The following is a 16,422-nucleotide window of genomic DNA, read 5'->3' as shown; positions in this document are numbered from 1 at the left end:
TTCAGCCTGCATCCATGTTCCAGATGTCATCCGTCGTGGCGAGGGGATTTATCCCCGCTGGGGCGCGTAGCGGCCCTAATTGCAGCCAGCCAAGTGTGTCAGGCAGATTAAATTTGGCTGCTGGGGAGGGGACTGCTGCGCAGCCCAGCGGGGATAAATCCCCTCGCCACGGGTGAGTGGGGTGAGCACGTAGGCATAAAAAAAGCACCCCGAAAGGTGCTTTTTTTATGCCGGGCTGCTTAACGCTTCAGCGAAGCCGGCAAATGCGGCTGGATGGCCGTCAGCACAGCCTTGAAGCATTTGGTGTTGCCGGCAACGATGTGGCCTTTTTCAAGGAAGTCGTGGCCGCCGGTGAAGTCGCTCACCAAGCCGCCAGCTTCCTGGATCAGCAGGGCGCCCGCAGCCATGTCCCACTCGGACAGGCCCGACTCCCAGAACGCATCGAAACGGCCTGCTGCAACATAAGCCAGGTCCAGGCTTGCAGCACCGGCGCGGCGGATGCCAGCGGTCTGGCCGACCAGGGCGCGGAACATGCCCAGGTAGTTGTCCAGGTTATCCATCTGGTCGTCACGGAACGGGAAGCCGGTACCCAGCAAGGCGCCGTCGAGGCTGGTGCGGCCGCTGACGCGCAGGCGACGACCGTTCAGTTGGGCGCCACGGCCTCGGCTGGCGGTGAATTCTTCCTGGCGAACCGGGTCCAGTACGACGGCGTGTTCCAGGCGACCACGGTATTTGCAGGCGATGCTGACAGCGAAGTGTGGAATGCCGCGCAGGAAGTTGGTGGTGCCGTCCAACGGATCGATGATCCACAGGTACTCTTCGCCTTCGATGCCGGTCCCGGCATGCATGCCGGTCTCTTCACCGAGGATGGAGTGGTTCGGGTAAGCCTTGCGCAGGGCGTCGACGATTTTCTGTTCGGCGGCGCGATCCACCTCGGACACGTAGTCCTTGGCGTCTTTTTCATCGACCTTGATGGTATCCAGGCGCTCGATGGAGCGGAAGATCAGTTCACTGGCGCTGCGGGCGGCGCGCAGCGCGATATTCAGCATGGGCTGCATGGATGTGTCACCTAAGGTTGTTAAAGAAAGCCGCGCATTCTATCAGAACTTTTTCTCAGGAGAAGGTTGGTGTTCGCTTTCATAGCTTAACGGTAGGTGCTTAGGTAAGATTTGCTCCCTTTGTCGTGTTCGAGAGCGCCTCCCTTGTTGCAGAACATTCGTGTCGTCCTGGTCAATACCAGCCATCCGGGAAACATCGGCGGAGCTGCGCGGGCCATGAAGAACATGGGCCTGTCGCGGCTGGTACTGGTCGAGCCCCGTTCGTTTCCCCACCACGAAGCCGATGCCCGGGCATCCGGCGCCAATGACATCCTGGCCAATGCCGAGGTCGTCGCCACGCTGGAAGACGCCCTGGTGGGTTGCAACCTGGTGCTCGGCACCAGTGCCCGCGACCGCCGCATTCCCTGGCCGTTGCTCGATCCCCGAGAATGCGGCACCAAAGTGGTCGAGGAGGCCGGGCAGGGCGGGCAGATCGCCTTGGTGTTTGGCCGTGAAGATTCCGGCCTCACCAATGAAGAGCTGCAGCGATGTCATTTCCACGTGCATATCCCTTCCGACCCCGGCTTCAGCTCGCTGAACCTCGGGGCGGCGGTGCAGGTGTTGAGTTATGAAGTGCGCATGGCCTGGCTGCAAGCCGAGGGCCAGCCCAGCAAGCTGGAAAAATACGAGGCGACGTCGCCGCGCAGTGAGACACTGGCGACCATGGACGAACTGGAGCGATTCTATGAACACCTGGAGCAGACCCTGGTGGACATCGAATTCCTCGACCCGGACAAGCCTCGGCACTTGATGGCGCGCCTGCGTCGGTTGTACGGACGAAGCTCGGTAAGCCGGGCGGAAATGAATATATTGCGCGGCATCCTCACGGAAACCCAGAAAGCGGCCCGTGGCGAGCTGATTAAGCGGAAGGAATAAAATGTTCGAACGTTTGCGTGAAGATATCCAGAGCGTCTTTCATCGTGACCCGGCGGCGCGCAATGCCTTTGAAGTGTTGACCTGCTACCCGGGGATGCACGCCATCTGGATCCATCGCCTGTCCGGCGCCCTGTGGAACATGGGCTGGAAATGGCTGGCGCGGCTGGTCTCGAACTTCGGGCGCTGGCTGACCGGGATCGAGATCCACCCGGGCGCCAAGGTCGGTCGCCGGTTCTTCATCGACCACGGCATGGGCATCGTCATTGGCGAGACCGCCGAAATCGGCGACGACGTGACGCTTTATCAAGGCGTGACCCTCGGCGGCACCAGTTGGAACAAAGGCAAGCGTCACCCGACGCTGGAAGACGGCGTTGTCGTGGGGGCTGGCGCCAAGGTGCTCGGGCCGTTCACGGTCGGGGCCGGGGCGAAAGTCGGCTCCAATGCGGTGGTGACCAAGGCCGTGCCGCCCGGCGCCACTGTGGTGGGCATTCCAGGGCGGATCATCGTCAAGTCCGATGACGAGCAGGACGCCCGTCGCAAGGCCATGGCCGAAAAGATCGGCTTCGACGCCTACGGTGTTGGCGAAGACATGCCCGACCCGGTGGCTCGCGCCATCAACCAGTTGCTCGACCACCTGCAAGCAGTGGACGGGCGCCTGGAGGGGATGTGCGGCGCCCTGAAGGAATTGGGGAGTAATTATTGTGCCAAGGACCTGCCTGAGCTGCGTGAAGAGGATTTCGCGTGTGTGAAGGACAAGGATGAGACCCAGGCCAGCTGAACCCCGGTCGACCCCTTCGCGAGCAGGCTCGCTCCCACATTGGACCTGTGTTGGACGGCTCATTGTGTGCTCATCCATGATCCCTGTGGGAGCGGGCTTGCTCGCGAAGAACGATAACGCGGTATCGCTGGTCGTTAGCCGCCTACCTTTGCTATCATTCGCGCGCTCTTTTGCGGGTAAACCCGAGTAAAGCACTAGGTCTTATACTTGACTTAAATACTCGGGAATTGCATACTCGCCCCCATTCCGAACTCCGTGGTAATTGTCCATGCGACTGACTACAAAAGGCCGATACGCCGTGACCGCAATGCTCGATCTGGCATTGCATGCGCAGCACGGGCCGGTGTCCCTCGCCGATATCTCCGAGCGCCAGGGCATTTCCCTGTCCTACCTCGAACAGCTGTTCGCCAAGCTGCGCCGCAGCAACCTGGTCTCCAGTGTTCGCGGCCCCGGCGGCGGCTACCAGCTGTCGCGCGAGATGCAAGGCATCCAGGTCGCCCAGGTGATCGATGCCGTGAACGAATCGGTCGATGCGACCAAATGCCAGGGGCTGGGCGATTGCCATGGCGGCGATACTTGCCTGACCCATCATCTGTGGTGCGACTTGAGCCTGCAGATTCACGAATTTCTGAGTGGTATCAGCTTGGCCGACCTTGTGACTCGCCGTGAGGTGCAAGAAGTAGCCCAGCGTCAGGACCAGCGCCGTTGCAATGGCAAGGCGCCGCACCTGGACAAGATCGAAGCGTCCGCCGTCGAATGACCGCCGCAGAGCACGCGGAACGCCAGCCAGCCTGATTTAGGAGAGAGTCCATGAAATTGCCGATTTACCTTGATTACTCTGCGACCACCCCGGTTGATCCGCGTGTCGCGCAAAAGATGAGTGAATGCCTGCTGGTCGACGGAAACTTCGGTAACCCGGCGTCCCGCTCCCACGTCTTTGGCTGGAAGGCCGAGGAGTCGGTGGAAAACGCCCGTCGCCAAGTCGCCGACCTGGTCAACGCCGACCCGCGTGAAATCGTCTGGACCTCCGGTGCCACCGAGTCCGACAACCTGGCAATCAAGGGTGTCGCGCATTTCTACCACACCAAGGGCAAGCACCTGATCACCTCGAAGATCGAGCACAAGGCTGTCCTGGACACCACGCGCCAACTGGAGCGTGAAGGCTTCGAAGTCACCTACATCGAGCCCGGTGAAGACGGCCTGATCACCCCGGCCATGGTCGAAGCCGCCCTGCGCGACGACACCATCCTGGTTTCGATCATGCACGTGAACAACGAAATCGGCACCGTCAACGACATCGCCGCCATCGGCGAGCTGACCCGCTCCAAGGGCGTCCTGTTCCACGTCGACGCGGCGCAGTCCACTGGCAAGGTCGACATCGACCTGTCCAAGCTGAAAGTCGACCTGATGTCGTTCTCCGCCCACAAGACCTACGGTCCTAAAGGCATCGGCGCCCTGTACGTCAGCCGCAAGCCGCGTGTTCGCCTCGAAGCGACCATGCACGGCGGCGGTCACGAGCGTGGCATGCGTTCCGGTACCCTGGCGACTCACCAGATCGTCGGCATGGGCGAAGCCTTCCGCGTCGCCAAGGAAGACATGGCGGCCGAGAACGTGCGCATCAAGGCCTTGAGCGACCGTTTCTTCAAGCAGGTCGAGCACCTCGAAGAACTCTACGTCAACGGCAGCATGACCGCCCGCGTCCCGCACAACCTGAACCTGAGCTTCAACTACGTTGAAGGCGAGTCGCTGATCATGGCGCTCAAGGATCTGGCCGTGTCGTCCGGTTCGGCGTGCACCTCGGCGTCGCTTGAGCCTTCGTACGTACTGCGCGCCCTGGGCCGCAACGACGAACTGGCCCACAGTTCCATCCGCTTCACCTTCGGCCGCTTCACCACCGAAGAAGAAATCGATTACGCCGCGCAGAAAGTCTGCGAGGCCGTGACCAAGCTGCGCGCTCTGTCGCCGCTGTGGGACATGTACAAAGACGGCGTCGACATTTCGAAAATCGAATGGGCGGCGCACTGAGAAGTCGCCACCAGAGCGGCTCCACTGATGAGGATTGAAGCAAATGGCATATAGCGAAAAGGTCATCGACCACTACGAGAACCCGCGCAACGTCGGCAAGATGGACGCGCAGGATCCTGACGTCGGCACCGGCATGGTCGGCGCCCCGGCGTGCGGCGACGTGATGCGCCTGCAGATCAAGGTCAACGAGCAAGGCATCATCGAAGACGCCAAGTTCAAGACCTACGGCTGCGGTTCCGCCATCGCGTCCAGCTCCCTGGCCACCGAGTGGATGAAAGGCAAGACCCTCGACGAAGCCGAAACCATCAAGAACACCCAGCTGGCCGAAGAACTGGCCTTGCCGCCAGTGAAAATCCACTGCTCGGTACTCGCTGAAGACGCCATCAAGGCCGCCGTTCGCGACTACAAGCAGAAGAAAGGCTTGATCTGATCCGCGTTACGGTAAGGAGTTTCCATGGCTATCCAGATGACAGAAGCGGCAGCTAAGCATGTGCAGCGTTCTCTTGCAGGGCGCGGCAAGGGCGAGGGTATCCGCCTGGGTGTTCGCACCACGGGCTGTTCCGGCCTCGCCTATGTACTGGAATTCGTCGACGAAGTCGGTGAAGACGACCAGGTGTTCGAAAGTCATGGTCAGAAAGTGATCATTGACCCGAAGAGCCTGACGTACCTGGACGGCACCGAGCTGGATTTCGTCAAGGAAGGGTTGAACGAAGGTTTCAAGTTCAACAATCCCAACGTGCGCGGTGAATGTGGCTGCGGCGAAAGCTTCAACATCTGAGGCTGCTCGTGGGTACTCCTTGTCATTTTGCGTTGTTCCAGTTGCAGCCTGCTTTCCAGCTGGACCTCGATCAGTTGTCCGCGCGTTATCTGGAACTGGCCCGTGGTGTCCACCCCGATCGCTTTGCCGATGCCTCTGAGGCGGAGCAGCGGCGGGCGCTCGAGCAGTCGGCGAACCTCAACGAGGCTTACCAGACGCTCAAGAACCCGGCCAAGCGCGCGCGTTACCTGCTCGCCATCAGCGGTCATGAGCTGCCCCTGGAAGTCACGGTCCACGATCCCGAGTTCCTGTTGCAGCAGATGCAATGGCGCGAGGAGCTTGAAGACCTGCAGGACAGTGCCGACCTGGCCGGTGTCGCGGTTTTCAAGCGCCGCCTGAAAGATGCCCAGCACACACTGAACGAAAGCTTCGCAGCCTGCTGGAACGATGCCGCGCAACGCGAACAGGCCGAACGCCTGATGCGGCGCATGCAGTTCCTCGACAAGCTCACCCACGAAGTGCGCCAGCTAGAAGAGCGCCTCGACGATTAACCCAGTGCCGCTCCGGTCGCACGCCTGATTACAGATAAGTCCTGATTACGATGGCCCTACTGCAGATCGCCGAACCCGGCCAAAGTCCACAACCGCACCAGCGTCGCCTGGCTGTCGGGATCGACTTGGGTACCACCAATTCCCTGGTCGCTGCCTTGCGCAGCGGTCTTTCCGAACCGCTGGCCGACGAGCAGGGACGGGTGATCCTGCCGTCCGCCGTGCGTTATCACGCCGACCGCGTTGAAGTGGGCGAGTCGGCCAAGCTGGCCGCCGCCACCGATCCCCTGAATACCATTGTCTCGGTCAAGCGCTTGATGGGTCGTGGTCTGTCCGACGTCAAGCAACTGGGCGATCAATTGCCGTACCGCTTCGTCGGTGGCGAATCCCATATGCCGTTCATCGAAACCGTCCAGGGCCCGAAAAGCCCGGTAGAGGTTTCCGCTGACATCCTGAAAGTCCTGCGCCAACGTGCCGAAGCGGCGTTGGGCGGTGAACTGGTGGGGGCGGTGATCACGGTGCCGGCCTATTTCGACGACGCTCAGCGCCAAGCCACCAAGGACGCCGCCAAGCTCGCCGGCCTGAACGTGCTGCGCCTGCTCAACGAGCCGACTGCAGCGGCCGTTGCCTACGGCCTCGATCAGCACGCCGAAGGCCTCGTCGCGATCTACGACCTGGGCGGCGGTACGTTCGATATTTCGATCCTGCGCCTGACTGGCGGTGTTTTCGAGGTCCTGGCCACCGGCGGCGACAGTGCCCTGGGCGGCGATGACTTCGACCATGCCATCGCGGGCTGGATCATCGAGCAAGCGGGCCTCTCCGCCGACCTCGACCCGGGTGCGCAACGCCACCTGCTGCAAACTGCCTGCGCCGCCAAGGAAGCCTTGACCGACGCCAACACGGTTGAAGTCGTTTATGGCGAGTGGAAAGCGGCGCTGACCCGCGAAGCCTTCGATGCCCTGATCGAACCCATGGTCGCCCGCAGCCTCAAGGCCTGCCGCCGTGCCGTGCGCGATTCCGGCGTAGAGCTCGAAGACGTCAAGGCCGTGGTCATGGTCGGTGGTTCGACCCGCGTGCCTCGGGTTCGCGAAGCCGTTGCCGAAGCCTTTGGCCGCCAGCCACTGACCGAAATCGACCCGGACCAGGTGGTCGCCATCGGCGCCGCGATCCAGGCCGATACCCTGGCCGGCAATAAGCGCGACGGCGGCGAACTGCTGTTGCTCGACGTGATCCCGTTGTCCCTGGGGTTGGAAACCATGGGCGGCCTGATGGAGAAGGTGATCCCGCGCAACACCACCATCCCGGTTGCCCGTGCCCAGGACTTCACCACTTATAAAGACGGCCAGTCGGCCATGATGATCCACGTGCTGCAAGGTGAGCGTGAGCTGATCAGCGACTGCCGTTCCCTGGCCCGCTTCGAATTGCGCGGCATCCCGGCCATGGTCGCCGGTGCGGCGAAGATCCGCGTGACCTTCCAGGTCGATGCCGACGGTCTGCTCAACGTTTCCGCTCGCGAACTGGGTTCGGGCGTGGAAGCGAGCATCCAGGTCAAGCCTTCCTATGGTCTGACCGACGGTGAAATCGCCAAGATGCTCAAGGATTCCTTCCAGCACGCCAGCGACGACAAGGTCGCCCGTGTGCTGCGCGAGCAGCAGGTTGACGGCCAGCGCCTGGTCGAAGCCGTGCAGGCCGCTCTCGAAGCCGATGGCGAGCGCCTGCTCGACGCCGAAGAGCGCATGGTCATCGAAATTCAGATGCAAGAACTCTCCGAATTGATCAAGGGCACCGATGGTTATGCCATCGAGCAGCAGACCAAGCGTCTGTCGCAGGTCACCGATGCCTTTGCTGCCCGCCGCCTGGACTCGACGGTGAAAGCCGCCCTGGCGGGGCGCAACCTGAATGAAATCGAGGAATAACTGATGCCGCAGGTGATTTTTCTGCCCCACGAGAAGTTCTGCCCGGAGGGCATGGTCGTGGAGGCTGAGCCCGGAATTTCGATTCTCGAGCTGGCCCATGAGCACCATATCGAGATGGAAAGTGCCTGTGGCGGCGTCTGCGCTTGCACGACCTGCCATTGCGTCATTCGCGAAGGGTTCGACTCGCTGGAAGAAGCGGACGAACTGGAGGAAGATTTCCTCGATCGGGCCTGGGGCCTGGAAGCGCAATCGCGCCTGGGTTGCCAAGCCATCGTCGGCACCGAAGACCTGACCGTCGAGATTCCGAAATATTCGCTTAACCATGCGGCCGAAGCGCCGCACTGATGGTGATACTGTCATGAGCTATGGTTGGACTGATGTACAACGCATCGCAGAAGAACTGGCCGAAGCCAAGCCGGACGTGAACCCGAAGGCTGTAAATTTTGTCGATTTGCAGCGCTGGATCATGGAATTACCCGATTTCGACAACACCTCTGGCCGTTGTGGCGAGAAGGTCCTGGAGGCTGTCCAACAGCTCTGGATCGACGAAATCGACTGATCGACCCGGCAGGTTAGGCAATACCCCTGAACCCGCGTATAATTCGCGGGTTTAATTTTTCGCAAATTACCGTTTCTGGAGTTACACCATGGCTGTTCAACGTACTTTCTCCATCATCAAGCCTGACGCCGTTGCTAAAAACGTGATCGGCAAGATCGTTACCCGCTTCGAAGACGCTGGCCTGCGCGTTGTAGCTTCGAAAATGAAGCAACTGTCCAAAGCCGAAGCCGAAGGCTTCTACGCTGAGCACAGCGAGCGCGGTTTCTTCGGTGAGCTGGTTGCCTTCATGACTTCCGGTCCGGTTGTCGTTCAGGTGCTGGAAGGCGAAAACGCCATCGCTCGCAACCGTGAGCTGATGGGCGCTACCAACCCTAAAGAAGCTGCTCCTGGCACCATCCGTGCTGACTTCGCTGAATCCATCGACGCCAACGCCGTCCACGGTTCGGACTCCGAAGCCGCCGCTGCTCGCGAAATCGCTTACTTTTTCTCCGCTACTGAAGTAACCACTCGCTAAGCCCAGGCTTTTGAGTGAAGGTGAATCCATGACTACATCGAACGGCAAAACCAACCTGTTGGGCCTGACCCAGCCGGAAATGGAGAAATTCTTCGACTCGATCGGGGAGAAGCGTTTCCGTGCCGGCCAGGTGATGAAATGGATTCACCACTTTGGCGTCGACGACTTCGACGCCATGACGAATGTCGGCAAGGCCCTGCGCGAAAAGCTCAAGGCTGTTGCCGAGATTCGCGGCCCCGAAGTGGTCAGCCAGGACATTTCCAGCGACGGCACCCGTAAATGGGTGGTACGCGTGGCGTCCGGCAGCTGCGTCGAGACCGTCTACATCCCCCAGGGCAAGCGCGGCACCTTGTGCGTTTCGTCCCAGGCAGGCTGTGCCCTGGATTGCAGTTTCTGCTCCACCGGCAAGCAAGGCTTCAACAGCAACCTCACCGCCGCCGAAGTGATCGGCCAGGTGTGGATTGCCAACAAATCCTTTGGCAGCGTCCCGGCAACCGTCGACCGTGCCATCACCAACGTGGTGATGATGGGCATGGGTGAGCCGCTGCTGAACTTCGACAACGTCGTCTCCGCCATGCATTTGATGATGGATGACCTGGGCTACGGCATTTCCAAGCGCCGCGTGACCCTGTCTACCTCCGGCGTGGTGCCGATGATCGATGAGCTGGCCAAGCACATCGACGTCTCCCTGGCGCTGTCGTTGCACGCACCCAATGACGCATTGCGTAACCAATTGGTGCCGATCAACAAGAAATATCCGCTTAAGATGCTGCTCGAATCCTGCCAGCGCTACATGTCGGCGTTGGGCGAGAAACGCGTGCTGACCATCGAGTACACCCTGCTCAAGGATGTGAACGACAAGGTTGAACATGCGGTCGAGATGATCGAGCTGCTCAAGAACATCCCGTGCAAGATCAACCTGATCCCGTTCAACCCGTTCCCGCATTCCGGTTACGAGCGTCCGAGCAACAACGCGATTCGTCGCTTCCAGGATCAGCTACACCACGCTGGCTTCAACGTCACCGTGCGCACGACTCGCGGCGAAGACATCGACGCCGCGTGTGGCCAATTGGTAGGACAGGTGCTGGATCGCACCCGTCGCAGCGAACGCTACATCGCCGTGCGCGAACTGAACGCCACCGACGATGCAGTGCAGAACGCTGCGAACAGTCACTAAGAGAGGAACTCTATGTCCCTGCGCTTCGCGCTCGTTTTGCTGCTGGCCGGTCTCTGTTCCGGTTGTGTCCTGTCGGGTGACTACAACCCGATGAAGACCAGCAAAGGGCGCGACGAAGCCCGCCAGGCCTATGTGCAACTGGGCATCGGCTATCTGCAGCAGGGCATGACCGAGCGGGCCAAGGTGCCACTCAAGAAAGCTTTGGAACTGGACAGCTCCGACGCCGATGCCAATGCGGCGCTGGCGCTGGTGTTCCAGGCCGAGCTGGAATCGGAGCTGGCTGACGAGCATTTTCGCAAGGCGTTGTCGGCCCGGCCACAAGATGCCCGTATCCTGAACAACTACGGCAGTTTTCTCTACGAACAGGCCCGTTACAAGGACGCCTACGAACGTTTCGAGCAAGCGGCCGCCGATACCCTTTATCCTGAGCGTTCACGGGTTTTCGAGAACCTCGGCATGACGGCTGCCAAACTCGGCCAGCGCGACCTGGCCCGCCAGCAGCTTGAGAAGGCGCTGCGGCTCAACCGCCAACAACCGCGTGCATTGCTGGAAATGGCTGAGTTGTCTTACGAAGACAGGCATTATGTGCCCGCGCGTGACTATTACGAGCGTTTTAGCCTGCTGAGCGAACAAAATGCACGTAGTCTATTGCTCGGCGTTCGGCTGGCACATGTGTTTGAAGATCGCGACAAGGCTGCAAGTTACGGCCTGCAACTCAAAAGACTCTATCCCGGTACGCCGGAATATCAGCAATACCTGTCGGAGCAATGATGAAAGCGGCGCATCCCGAAGTTGTAGCAGCGACTCGCGTAAATCCCGGTGAGACCCTGCGTCAAGCCCGCGAAAGCAATGGTTGGTCGCTGGCCGAAGTGGCCCACAAGCTCAATCTTACCGTGACTTCCCTGAGCAATCTGGAAGCCGGCGCGTTCGACAAATTGCCAGGGCATACCTTCGCCCGGGGCTACATCCGCGCCTATGCCAAATTGCTCGGCATGGACCAGACCGTGTTGGTCCAGCAGTTCGACCAATACACCGGTTCCGACGCCCAGGGCAGCAACGTGCACAGCCTGGGCCGTATCGAAGAGCCCGTGCGTGTTTCCCACACCATTCTGCGCATCGTCAGCCTGTTGCTGCTGATCGCGGTGATCGGTGGCGGTTTTGTCTGGTGGCAGGACCAGGCGTCCTTGCGTACCAAGGAACCGGTTGCGATGAACACCGAGCACGTCGAAGTCGAAGGCGCCGACGGCACCACCCAGATCCATCCGCTGGACGAGCCGGAAGACCAGGCCGTTGCCGAAGGCCAGGCTGAAGGCGAAACCGCACTGGCGTTGCCCCAGGGCCAGGATGGCGCCGAGGCCGATACCGCTGCCGGCACCGAGCCAGCCGCCCCAGCCGCGCAGGCGCCTGTTCCCACGCCTGCAGCGCCAACGGCTCCGGCCCATGCCGGCAGCACTCCGGCGGCGCCTGCTCCTCCGGCCCATGCTGGCAGCACTCCGACAGCGCCTGCTACTCCTGCGCCTGCCACGCCAGCACCTGCCGTGGCGACTCCGGCGGTACCCGCTGCTCCAGCGGCCCCGGCGGCGGGTGACGGCCAGGTCCAGATCCAGTTCACCGCCGATTGCTGGACGCAGATCACCGATGGCAACGGCAAAGTCCTGTTCAGTGGCCTCAAGCGCAAGGGCGACAGCGCGTCTGTCAACGGCAAGCCACCGTTTGCCGTACGCCTGGGTTATGCCCGTGGCGCGCAGGTCAGCTACAACGGCCAGCCGGTCGACATCGCTCCGTTCACCAGTGGCGAGACCGCTCGCCTGAAGTTGGGTCAATAAGTCATGCACGGCGAATCTCCAATCAAGCGTCGCGAATCCCGGAAAATCTGGGTCGGTAACGTGCCCGTGGGCGGCGATGCGCCAATCGCTGTGCAGAGCATGACCAACAGCGACACCAATGACGTGGCCGCCACGGTCGCGCAGATCAACCGCCTGGAAGCCGCCGGCGTCGACATCGTGCGTGTCTCCGTGCCGGACATGGACGCCGCCGAGGCGTTCGGCAAGATCAAGCAACTGGTCAAGGTCCCGTTGGTGGCCGACATTCATTTCGACTACCGCATTGCCTTGCGCGTGGCCGAGCTGGGTGTCGATTGCCTGCGCATCAACCCGGGCAATATCGGTCGCGAAGACCGTGTTCGCGCCGTGGTCGATGCCGCACGCGACCGCGGCATCCCGATCCGCATAGGCGTGAACGCCGGTTCCCTGGAAAAAGACCTGCAGAAGAAATACGGCGAACCGACCCCAGCCGCGCTGGTGGAGTCGGCCCTGCGCCATGTGGAGCACCTCGAACGCCTGAATTTCCAGGACTTCAAGGTCAGCGTGAAGGCGTCCGACGTGTTCATGGCCGTCGAAGCCTATCGCCTGCTGGCCAAGGAAATCGTCCAGCCATTGCACCTGGGCATTACCGAAGCCGGTGGGTTGCGTTCGGGTACGGTGAAATCCGCCGTCGGCCTCGGTATGCTGCTCGCCGAGGGGATTGGCGATACCATCCGCATCTCGTTGGCGGCTGACCCGGTCGAGGAAGTGAAAGTCGGCTACGACATTCTCAAGTCCCTGCACCTGCGTTCCCGTGGCATCAACTTCATTGCCTGCCCGAGCTGCTCGCGGCAGAACTTCGATGTGGTCAAGACCATGAACGAACTGGAAGGGCGCCTCGAAGACCTGCTGGTGCCGCTGGATGTCGCGGTGATCGGTTGCGTGGTCAACGGGCCTGGCGAAGCCAAGGAGGCCCATATCGGCCTGACTGGCGGTACACCGAACCTGATTTACATCGACGGCAAGCCGTCGCAGAAACTGACGAATGACAATCTGGTGGATGAGCTGGAACGGCTGATTCGCCAGAAGGCGGCCGAAAAGGTCGAAGCCGACGCAGCGGTCATCGCGCGCGGTTAAGTCGCAAGATTAAGGAATACATGTGAGCAAGTCTCTGCAAGCCATTCGTGGCATGAACGACATCCTGCCCGAGCAGACGCCCCTGTGGCGTTATTTCGAGGGCACCGTGGCGCGTTTGCTGGATAACTACGGTTATCGGCAGATTCGCATGCCGATCGTCGAGTTCACCGAGCTGTTCAAACGCTCCATTGGTGAAGTCACCGACATCGTCGAAAAAGAGATGTACACCTTCGACGACCGCAACGGCGATTCCCTGACCCTGCGCCCCGAAGGCACGGCGGCCTGTGTGCGTGCAGTGCTCGAGCACGGCATCACCGGCGGCGGCCAGGTGCAGAAGCTCTGGTACGTTGGCCCGATGTTCCGCCACGAGCGCCCGCAGAAAGGCCGTTATCGCCAGTTCCACCAGATCGGTCTCGAGGTGTTCAACCTCGAGGGGCCGGACATCGACGCCGAGCTGATCGTCATGACCTGGCGCCTGTGGGGCGAGCTGGGGCTGCGTGATGCGGTCAAGCTCGAGCTCAACAGCCTGGGCACCAGTGAATCCCGCGGTCGCTACCGCGAAGCGTTGGTGGAGTTTCTCTCCGCGCACGTGGACAAGCTGGATGAAGACAGCCAGCGCCGCATGAAGACCAACCCGCTGCGCGTGCTCGACACCAAGAATCCGGAAACCCAGGCGATCCTGGTGGACGCGCCGAAAATGGCCGACTACCTCGACGACGAGTCCCGTGCGCACTTCGAAGGGCTGAAGGCTCGCCTCGACGCCGTGGGAATCCCCTACGTGATCAACCCGAAGTTGGTTCGCGGCCTGGACTACTACAGTAAGACCGTCTTCGAATGGGTCACCGACAAGCTCGGCGCCCAGGGCACCGTGTGTGCCGGCGGCCGCTACGACGGCCTGGTGGAGCAGATGGGCGGCAAGCCGACCCCGGGCGTGGGCTTTGCCATGGGCATCGAGCGCCTGGTGTTGATGCTTGAGGCGCTGGACAAGGTGCCTGAAGAGCTGTCCCGTCAGGTCGACGTCTACCTGTGCGCCTTTGGCGAGGCTGCCGAGCTGGCCGCCCTGTCGTTGAGCGAGCGGGTTCGCGACCAGTTGCCCAACCTGCGCCTGCAGATCAACGCCGGTGCCGGCAGCTTCAAGAGCCAATTCAAGAAGGCCGACAAGAGCGGTGCGCTGTACGCATTGATCCTCGGTGACGACGAACTGGCCCAACAAGTGGTAGGTTTCAAACCCCTGCGTGGCCAGGGCGAACAACAAAGTATTGCCTGGGATGCGCTTGCTGCACACCTGGCCACCTGCGTCGTGCAGGGTTGAAGCTGTCAAACAGCCGATTTAGCGATTAAGGAGTATTGGGGTGTCGAGTACCGAAGATGAACAGCTGGCGGATTTGAAGGACTGGTGGACGCGCAACGGCAAGCCGCTGGTCACTGGCGGCCTGTTGGCGCTGGTCATCGTGTTCGGCTGGCAGGCCTACCAGAAATACCAGAGCAACCAGTCGCAAGGCGCCTCGATGCTCTACCAGCAATTGCTGGAAACCACCCTGACCCCGGACGGCAAGCCTGACGCGGCCCGCGTGGCGGACCTGGCCGGCAAGCTGAACAAAGAGTTCGGCGGCACCGCCTACGCCCAGTACGGCAGCCTGTTCGTGGCAAAGGTCGCGGTAGACAGCGGCAAGCTGGACGATGCGGCCACCGAGCTGAAAGCGATCGTCGACAAGCCGGCCAACCCGACCCTGGGCGAAGTCGCGCGTCAGCGCCTGGCGCAGGTGCTGGCGGCACAGAACAAGACCGAAGACGCCTTGAAGCTGCTCGACGGCGACGCCGACAAGGCGTTCCTGGCGACTCGCGAAGAACTCAAGGGCGACCTGCTGGTACAGCTGGGCCGTGCCGATGAGGCCCATGCGGCCTACCAAAAAGCCAAGGCTGCGCTGTCGGATGAAGCCGCGGTCGGTGGCCTGCAAATCAAGCTGGACGACCTGGCCAAAGGGGATGCGTGACGTGATCCGTTGGAAACATGCAGCATTGCTGGCCCTGGCCATTCTGGCCGCGGGTTGCAGCAGCAACAGCAAGAAAGAACTGCCTCCGGCCGAACTGACCGACTTCAAAGAAGAAGTCGTGCTGCAGAAGCAATGGAGCCGTTCCATCGGTGACGGCCAGGGTGAAACCTACAACATGCTGGTGCCGGCCATCGACGGCGACACCATTTATGCCGGCGACGTCACGGGCGTCGTCATGGCCATGGATCGCATGAACGGCGACGTGAAGTGGGAGAAAGATCTCGAACTGCCTGTGTCCGGCGCCGTTGGCGTGGGTTACGGGCTGGTCATGATCGGCACGCTCAAGGGTGAGATCGTCGCCCTGGACGCGAGCAGCGGTGAAGAGAAATGGCGCGCCCGCGTGACCAGTGAAGTCCTCGCACCGCCCGCCACCAACGGCGACGTGGTCGTGGTCCAGACCCAGGATGACCGCCTGATCGGCCTGGATGCCGCCACCGGCAACCAGCGCTGGTTGTATGACAGCACTCCGGCGGTACTGACCTTGCGCGGCACCAGTGCGCCGATCGTCACCAACCGCCTCGCGGTGGCTGGCTTGTCGACCGGTAAAGTCGTTGCCCTGGACATTTCCAACGGCGTGCCGGTCTGGGAACAGCGTGTAGCGATCCCTCAAGGTCGTTCGGAGTTGGAACGTGTAGTCGACATCGACGGCGGCCTGCTGCTGTCCGGCGGTACGCTGTATGTCGCCAGCTACCAGGGGCGCGTTGCGGCGCTGGACCTGGAAAGCGGTCGCGTGCTGTGGCAGCGCGATGCTTCCAGCTACGCCGGTGTCGCCCAGGGTTTTGGCAGCGTCTATGTGAGCCTGTCCTCGGGCACGGTCGAAGGCGTCGATGAGCGTTCCACCACCGCGTTGTGGAGCAACGATTCCCTGGCCCGTCGTCAACTGTCGGCCCCGGAAGTGTTCTCCAGCTACGTTGCAGTGGGTGACCTGGAAGGTTACCTGCACCTGCTCAGCCAGGTGGACGGTCGTTTCGTCGGCCGTGAGCGCATCGACAGCGACGGCCTGCGTGCCCGTCCGCTGGTGGTGGGCAGCATGATTTATGTGTATGGCAACAGCGGCAAACTGGAAGCCCTGACCATCAAGTAAGACTATGCTTGGGTTAATTCCCAAGCGGCTTCATTCATGTGGGAGCGGGCTTGCTCGCGAAAGCGGTGGATCAGTTGACATCCATCTCATTGGGCCAG

19 protein-coding genes are annotated in these 16,422 nt (G+C 61.4%); 18 read left to right on the top strand and 1 reads right to left on the bottom strand.

The window, feature by feature from the left end:
• Window positions 1-239: 239 nt before the first annotated feature.
• Window positions 240-1,058, bottom strand: coding sequence for a type III secretion system regulator SuhB (gene suhB / locus KSS97_RS23880; protein ID WP_003185165.1), 819 nt, complete (start codon window positions 1,056-1,058; stop codon window positions 240-242).
• Window positions 1,059-1,202: 144 nt separating this feature from the next.
• Between suhB and trmJ the strand changes: the two genes are divergently transcribed.
• The 18 genes from trmJ to bamB all read left to right on the top strand — a co-directional run bounded on the left by trmJ (window position 1,203) and on the right by bamB (window position 16,324).
• The gene (gene trmJ / locus KSS97_RS23875) at window positions 1,203-1,973 is read left to right on the top strand and encodes a tRNA (cytosine(32)/uridine(32)-2'-O)-methyltransferase TrmJ (protein WP_198796291.1); all 771 of its coding nucleotides are present in this window, start codon (window positions 1,203-1,205) and stop codon (window positions 1,971-1,973) included.
• A gap of 1 nt (window position 1,974) precedes the next feature.
• Window positions 1,975-2,751: a serine O-acetyltransferase gene (cysE, locus tag KSS97_RS23870; protein WP_181287927.1), complete on the top strand. Its 777-nt coding sequence runs from the start codon at window positions 1,975-1,977 to the stop codon at window positions 2,749-2,751.
• Window positions 2,752-3,019: 268 nt separating this feature from the next.
• Window positions 3,020-3,511 carry a Fe-S cluster assembly transcriptional regulator IscR gene (gene iscR / locus KSS97_RS23865; protein ID WP_030139599.1) on the top strand — a complete coding sequence of 164 codons (492 nt, stop codon included), beginning with the start codon at window positions 3,020-3,022 and terminating at the stop codon, window positions 3,509-3,511.
• 50 nt (window positions 3,512-3,561) lie between these two features.
• Complete coding sequence (locus tag KSS97_RS23860) at window positions 3,562-4,776, top strand: IscS subfamily cysteine desulfurase (RefSeq protein ID WP_030139598.1); 1,215 nt, start codon at window positions 3,562-3,564, stop codon at window positions 4,774-4,776.
• Window positions 4,777-4,819: 43 nt separating this feature from the next.
• The gene (iscU, locus tag KSS97_RS23855; RefSeq protein WP_003185157.1) at window positions 4,820-5,206 is read left to right on the top strand and encodes a Fe-S cluster assembly scaffold IscU; all 387 of its coding nucleotides are present in this window, start codon (window positions 4,820-4,822) and stop codon (window positions 5,204-5,206) included.
• A gap of 24 nt (window positions 5,207-5,230) precedes the next feature.
• Entirely contained in the window at window positions 5,231-5,554 is a 324-nt protein-coding gene (gene iscA, locus KSS97_RS23850; RefSeq protein ID WP_030139597.1) for an iron-sulfur cluster assembly protein IscA, read from the top strand.
• An 8-nt stretch (window positions 5,555-5,562) separates the two neighbouring features.
• Window positions 5,563-6,084: a co-chaperone HscB gene (gene hscB / locus KSS97_RS23845; RefSeq protein ID WP_030139596.1), complete on the top strand. Its 522-nt coding sequence runs from the start codon at window positions 5,563-5,565 to the stop codon at window positions 6,082-6,084.
• Window positions 6,085-6,134: 50 nt separating this feature from the next.
• The gene (gene hscA, locus KSS97_RS23840) at window positions 6,135-7,997 is read left to right on the top strand and encodes a Fe-S protein assembly chaperone HscA (protein ID WP_217860277.1); all 1,863 of its coding nucleotides are present in this window, start codon (window positions 6,135-6,137) and stop codon (window positions 7,995-7,997) included.
• 3 nt (window positions 7,998-8,000) lie between these two features.
• On the top strand, window positions 8,001-8,342 hold the full coding sequence (gene fdx / locus KSS97_RS23835; RefSeq protein ID WP_030139594.1) for an ISC system 2Fe-2S type ferredoxin: 342 nt from the start codon (window positions 8,001-8,003) through the stop codon (window positions 8,340-8,342).
• A 13-nt stretch (window positions 8,343-8,355) separates the two neighbouring features.
• Window positions 8,356-8,556, top strand: coding sequence for a Fe-S cluster assembly protein IscX (iscX, locus tag KSS97_RS23830; RefSeq protein ID WP_198796292.1), 201 nt, complete (start codon window positions 8,356-8,358; stop codon window positions 8,554-8,556).
• 88 nt (window positions 8,557-8,644) lie between these two features.
• Window positions 8,645-9,070: a nucleoside-diphosphate kinase gene (gene ndk, locus KSS97_RS23825; protein WP_030139592.1), complete on the top strand. Its 426-nt coding sequence runs from the start codon at window positions 8,645-8,647 to the stop codon at window positions 9,068-9,070.
• Window positions 9,071-9,098: 28 nt separating this feature from the next.
• The gene (gene rlmN / locus KSS97_RS23820) at window positions 9,099-10,247 is read left to right on the top strand and encodes a dual-specificity RNA methyltransferase RlmN (protein WP_030139591.1); all 1,149 of its coding nucleotides are present in this window, start codon (window positions 9,099-9,101) and stop codon (window positions 10,245-10,247) included.
• Window positions 10,248-10,259: 12 nt separating this feature from the next.
• A complete protein-coding gene (gene pilW / locus KSS97_RS23815; protein WP_030139590.1) occupies window positions 10,260-11,018 on the top strand; it encodes a type IV pilus biogenesis/stability protein PilW in 759 nt (252 codons plus the stop codon).
• Window positions 11,018-12,073, top strand: a complete 1,056-nt coding sequence (locus tag KSS97_RS23810; RefSeq protein WP_198796294.1) for a RodZ domain-containing protein — start codon at window positions 11,018-11,020, stop codon at window positions 12,071-12,073. Before pilW ends, KSS97_RS23810 begins: the two co-directional genes overlap by 1 nt.
• Window positions 12,074-12,076: 3 nt before the next feature.
• Window positions 12,077-13,186 carry a flavodoxin-dependent (E)-4-hydroxy-3-methylbut-2-enyl-diphosphate synthase gene (ispG, locus tag KSS97_RS23805; protein ID WP_003185136.1) on the top strand — a complete coding sequence of 370 codons (1,110 nt, stop codon included), beginning with the start codon at window positions 12,077-12,079 and terminating at the stop codon, window positions 13,184-13,186.
• A 22-nt stretch (window positions 13,187-13,208) separates the two neighbouring features.
• Entirely contained in the window at window positions 13,209-14,498 is a 1,290-nt protein-coding gene (gene hisS, locus KSS97_RS23800) for a histidine--tRNA ligase (RefSeq protein ID WP_217860276.1), read from the top strand.
• A gap of 40 nt (window positions 14,499-14,538) precedes the next feature.
• Window positions 14,539-15,180, top strand: a complete 642-nt coding sequence (locus tag KSS97_RS23795; protein WP_030139587.1) for a tetratricopeptide repeat protein — start codon at window positions 14,539-14,541, stop codon at window positions 15,178-15,180.
• Entirely contained in the window at window positions 15,173-16,324 is a 1,152-nt protein-coding gene (gene bamB, locus KSS97_RS23790; protein ID WP_030139586.1) for an outer membrane protein assembly factor BamB, read from the top strand. The genes KSS97_RS23795 and bamB overlap by 8 nt, the downstream gene beginning before the upstream one ends.
• Window positions 16,325-16,422: the final 98 nt, after the last annotated feature.

It is taken from the genome of Pseudomonas alvandae (assembly GCF_019141525.1).
Taxonomy (GTDB): Bacteria; Pseudomonadota; Gammaproteobacteria; order Pseudomonadales; family Pseudomonadaceae; genus Aquipseudomonas; species Aquipseudomonas alvandae.
The sequence above is the reverse complement of the archived record's forward strand: the minus strand, read 5'-3'. Positions and strand labels throughout refer to the sequence as shown.

Excerpts from the sequence above, each read along its gene's own strand:
- suhB (WP_003185165.1), bottom strand. The coding sequence starts at position 1,058 with ATGCAGCCCATGCTGAATATCGCGCTGCGCGCCGCCCGCAGCGCCAGT.
- cysE (WP_181287927.1), top strand. The coding sequence starts at position 1,975 with ATGTTCGAACGTTTGCGTGAAGATATCCAGAGCGTCTTTCATCGTGAC.
- iscR (WP_030139599.1), top strand. The coding sequence starts at position 3,020 with ATGCGACTGACTACAAAAGGCCGATACGCCGTGACCGCAATGCTCGAT.
- KSS97_RS23860 (WP_030139598.1), top strand. The coding sequence starts at position 3,562 with ATGAAATTGCCGATTTACCTTGATTACTCTGCGACCACCCCGGTTGAT.
- iscU (WP_003185157.1), top strand. The coding sequence starts at position 4,820 with ATGGCATATAGCGAAAAGGTCATCGACCACTACGAGAACCCGCGCAAC.
- iscA (WP_030139597.1), top strand. The coding sequence starts at position 5,231 with ATGGCTATCCAGATGACAGAAGCGGCAGCTAAGCATGTGCAGCGTTCT.
- hscA (WP_217860277.1), top strand. The coding sequence starts at position 6,135 with ATGGCCCTACTGCAGATCGCCGAACCCGGCCAAAGTCCACAACCGCAC.
- fdx (WP_030139594.1), top strand. The coding sequence starts at position 8,001 with ATGCCGCAGGTGATTTTTCTGCCCCACGAGAAGTTCTGCCCGGAGGGC.
- iscX (WP_198796292.1), top strand. The coding sequence starts at position 8,356 with ATGAGCTATGGTTGGACTGATGTACAACGCATCGCAGAAGAACTGGCC.
- ndk (WP_030139592.1), top strand. The coding sequence starts at position 8,645 with ATGGCTGTTCAACGTACTTTCTCCATCATCAAGCCTGACGCCGTTGCT.
- rlmN (WP_030139591.1), top strand. The coding sequence starts at position 9,099 with ATGACTACATCGAACGGCAAAACCAACCTGTTGGGCCTGACCCAGCCG.
- pilW (WP_030139590.1), top strand. The coding sequence starts at position 10,260 with ATGTCCCTGCGCTTCGCGCTCGTTTTGCTGCTGGCCGGTCTCTGTTCC.
- KSS97_RS23810 (WP_198796294.1), top strand. The coding sequence starts at position 11,018 with ATGAAAGCGGCGCATCCCGAAGTTGTAGCAGCGACTCGCGTAAATCCC.
- ispG (WP_003185136.1), top strand. The coding sequence starts at position 12,077 with ATGCACGGCGAATCTCCAATCAAGCGTCGCGAATCCCGGAAAATCTGG.
- bamB (WP_030139586.1), top strand. The coding sequence starts at position 15,173 with ATGCGTGACGTGATCCGTTGGAAACATGCAGCATTGCTGGCCCTGGCC.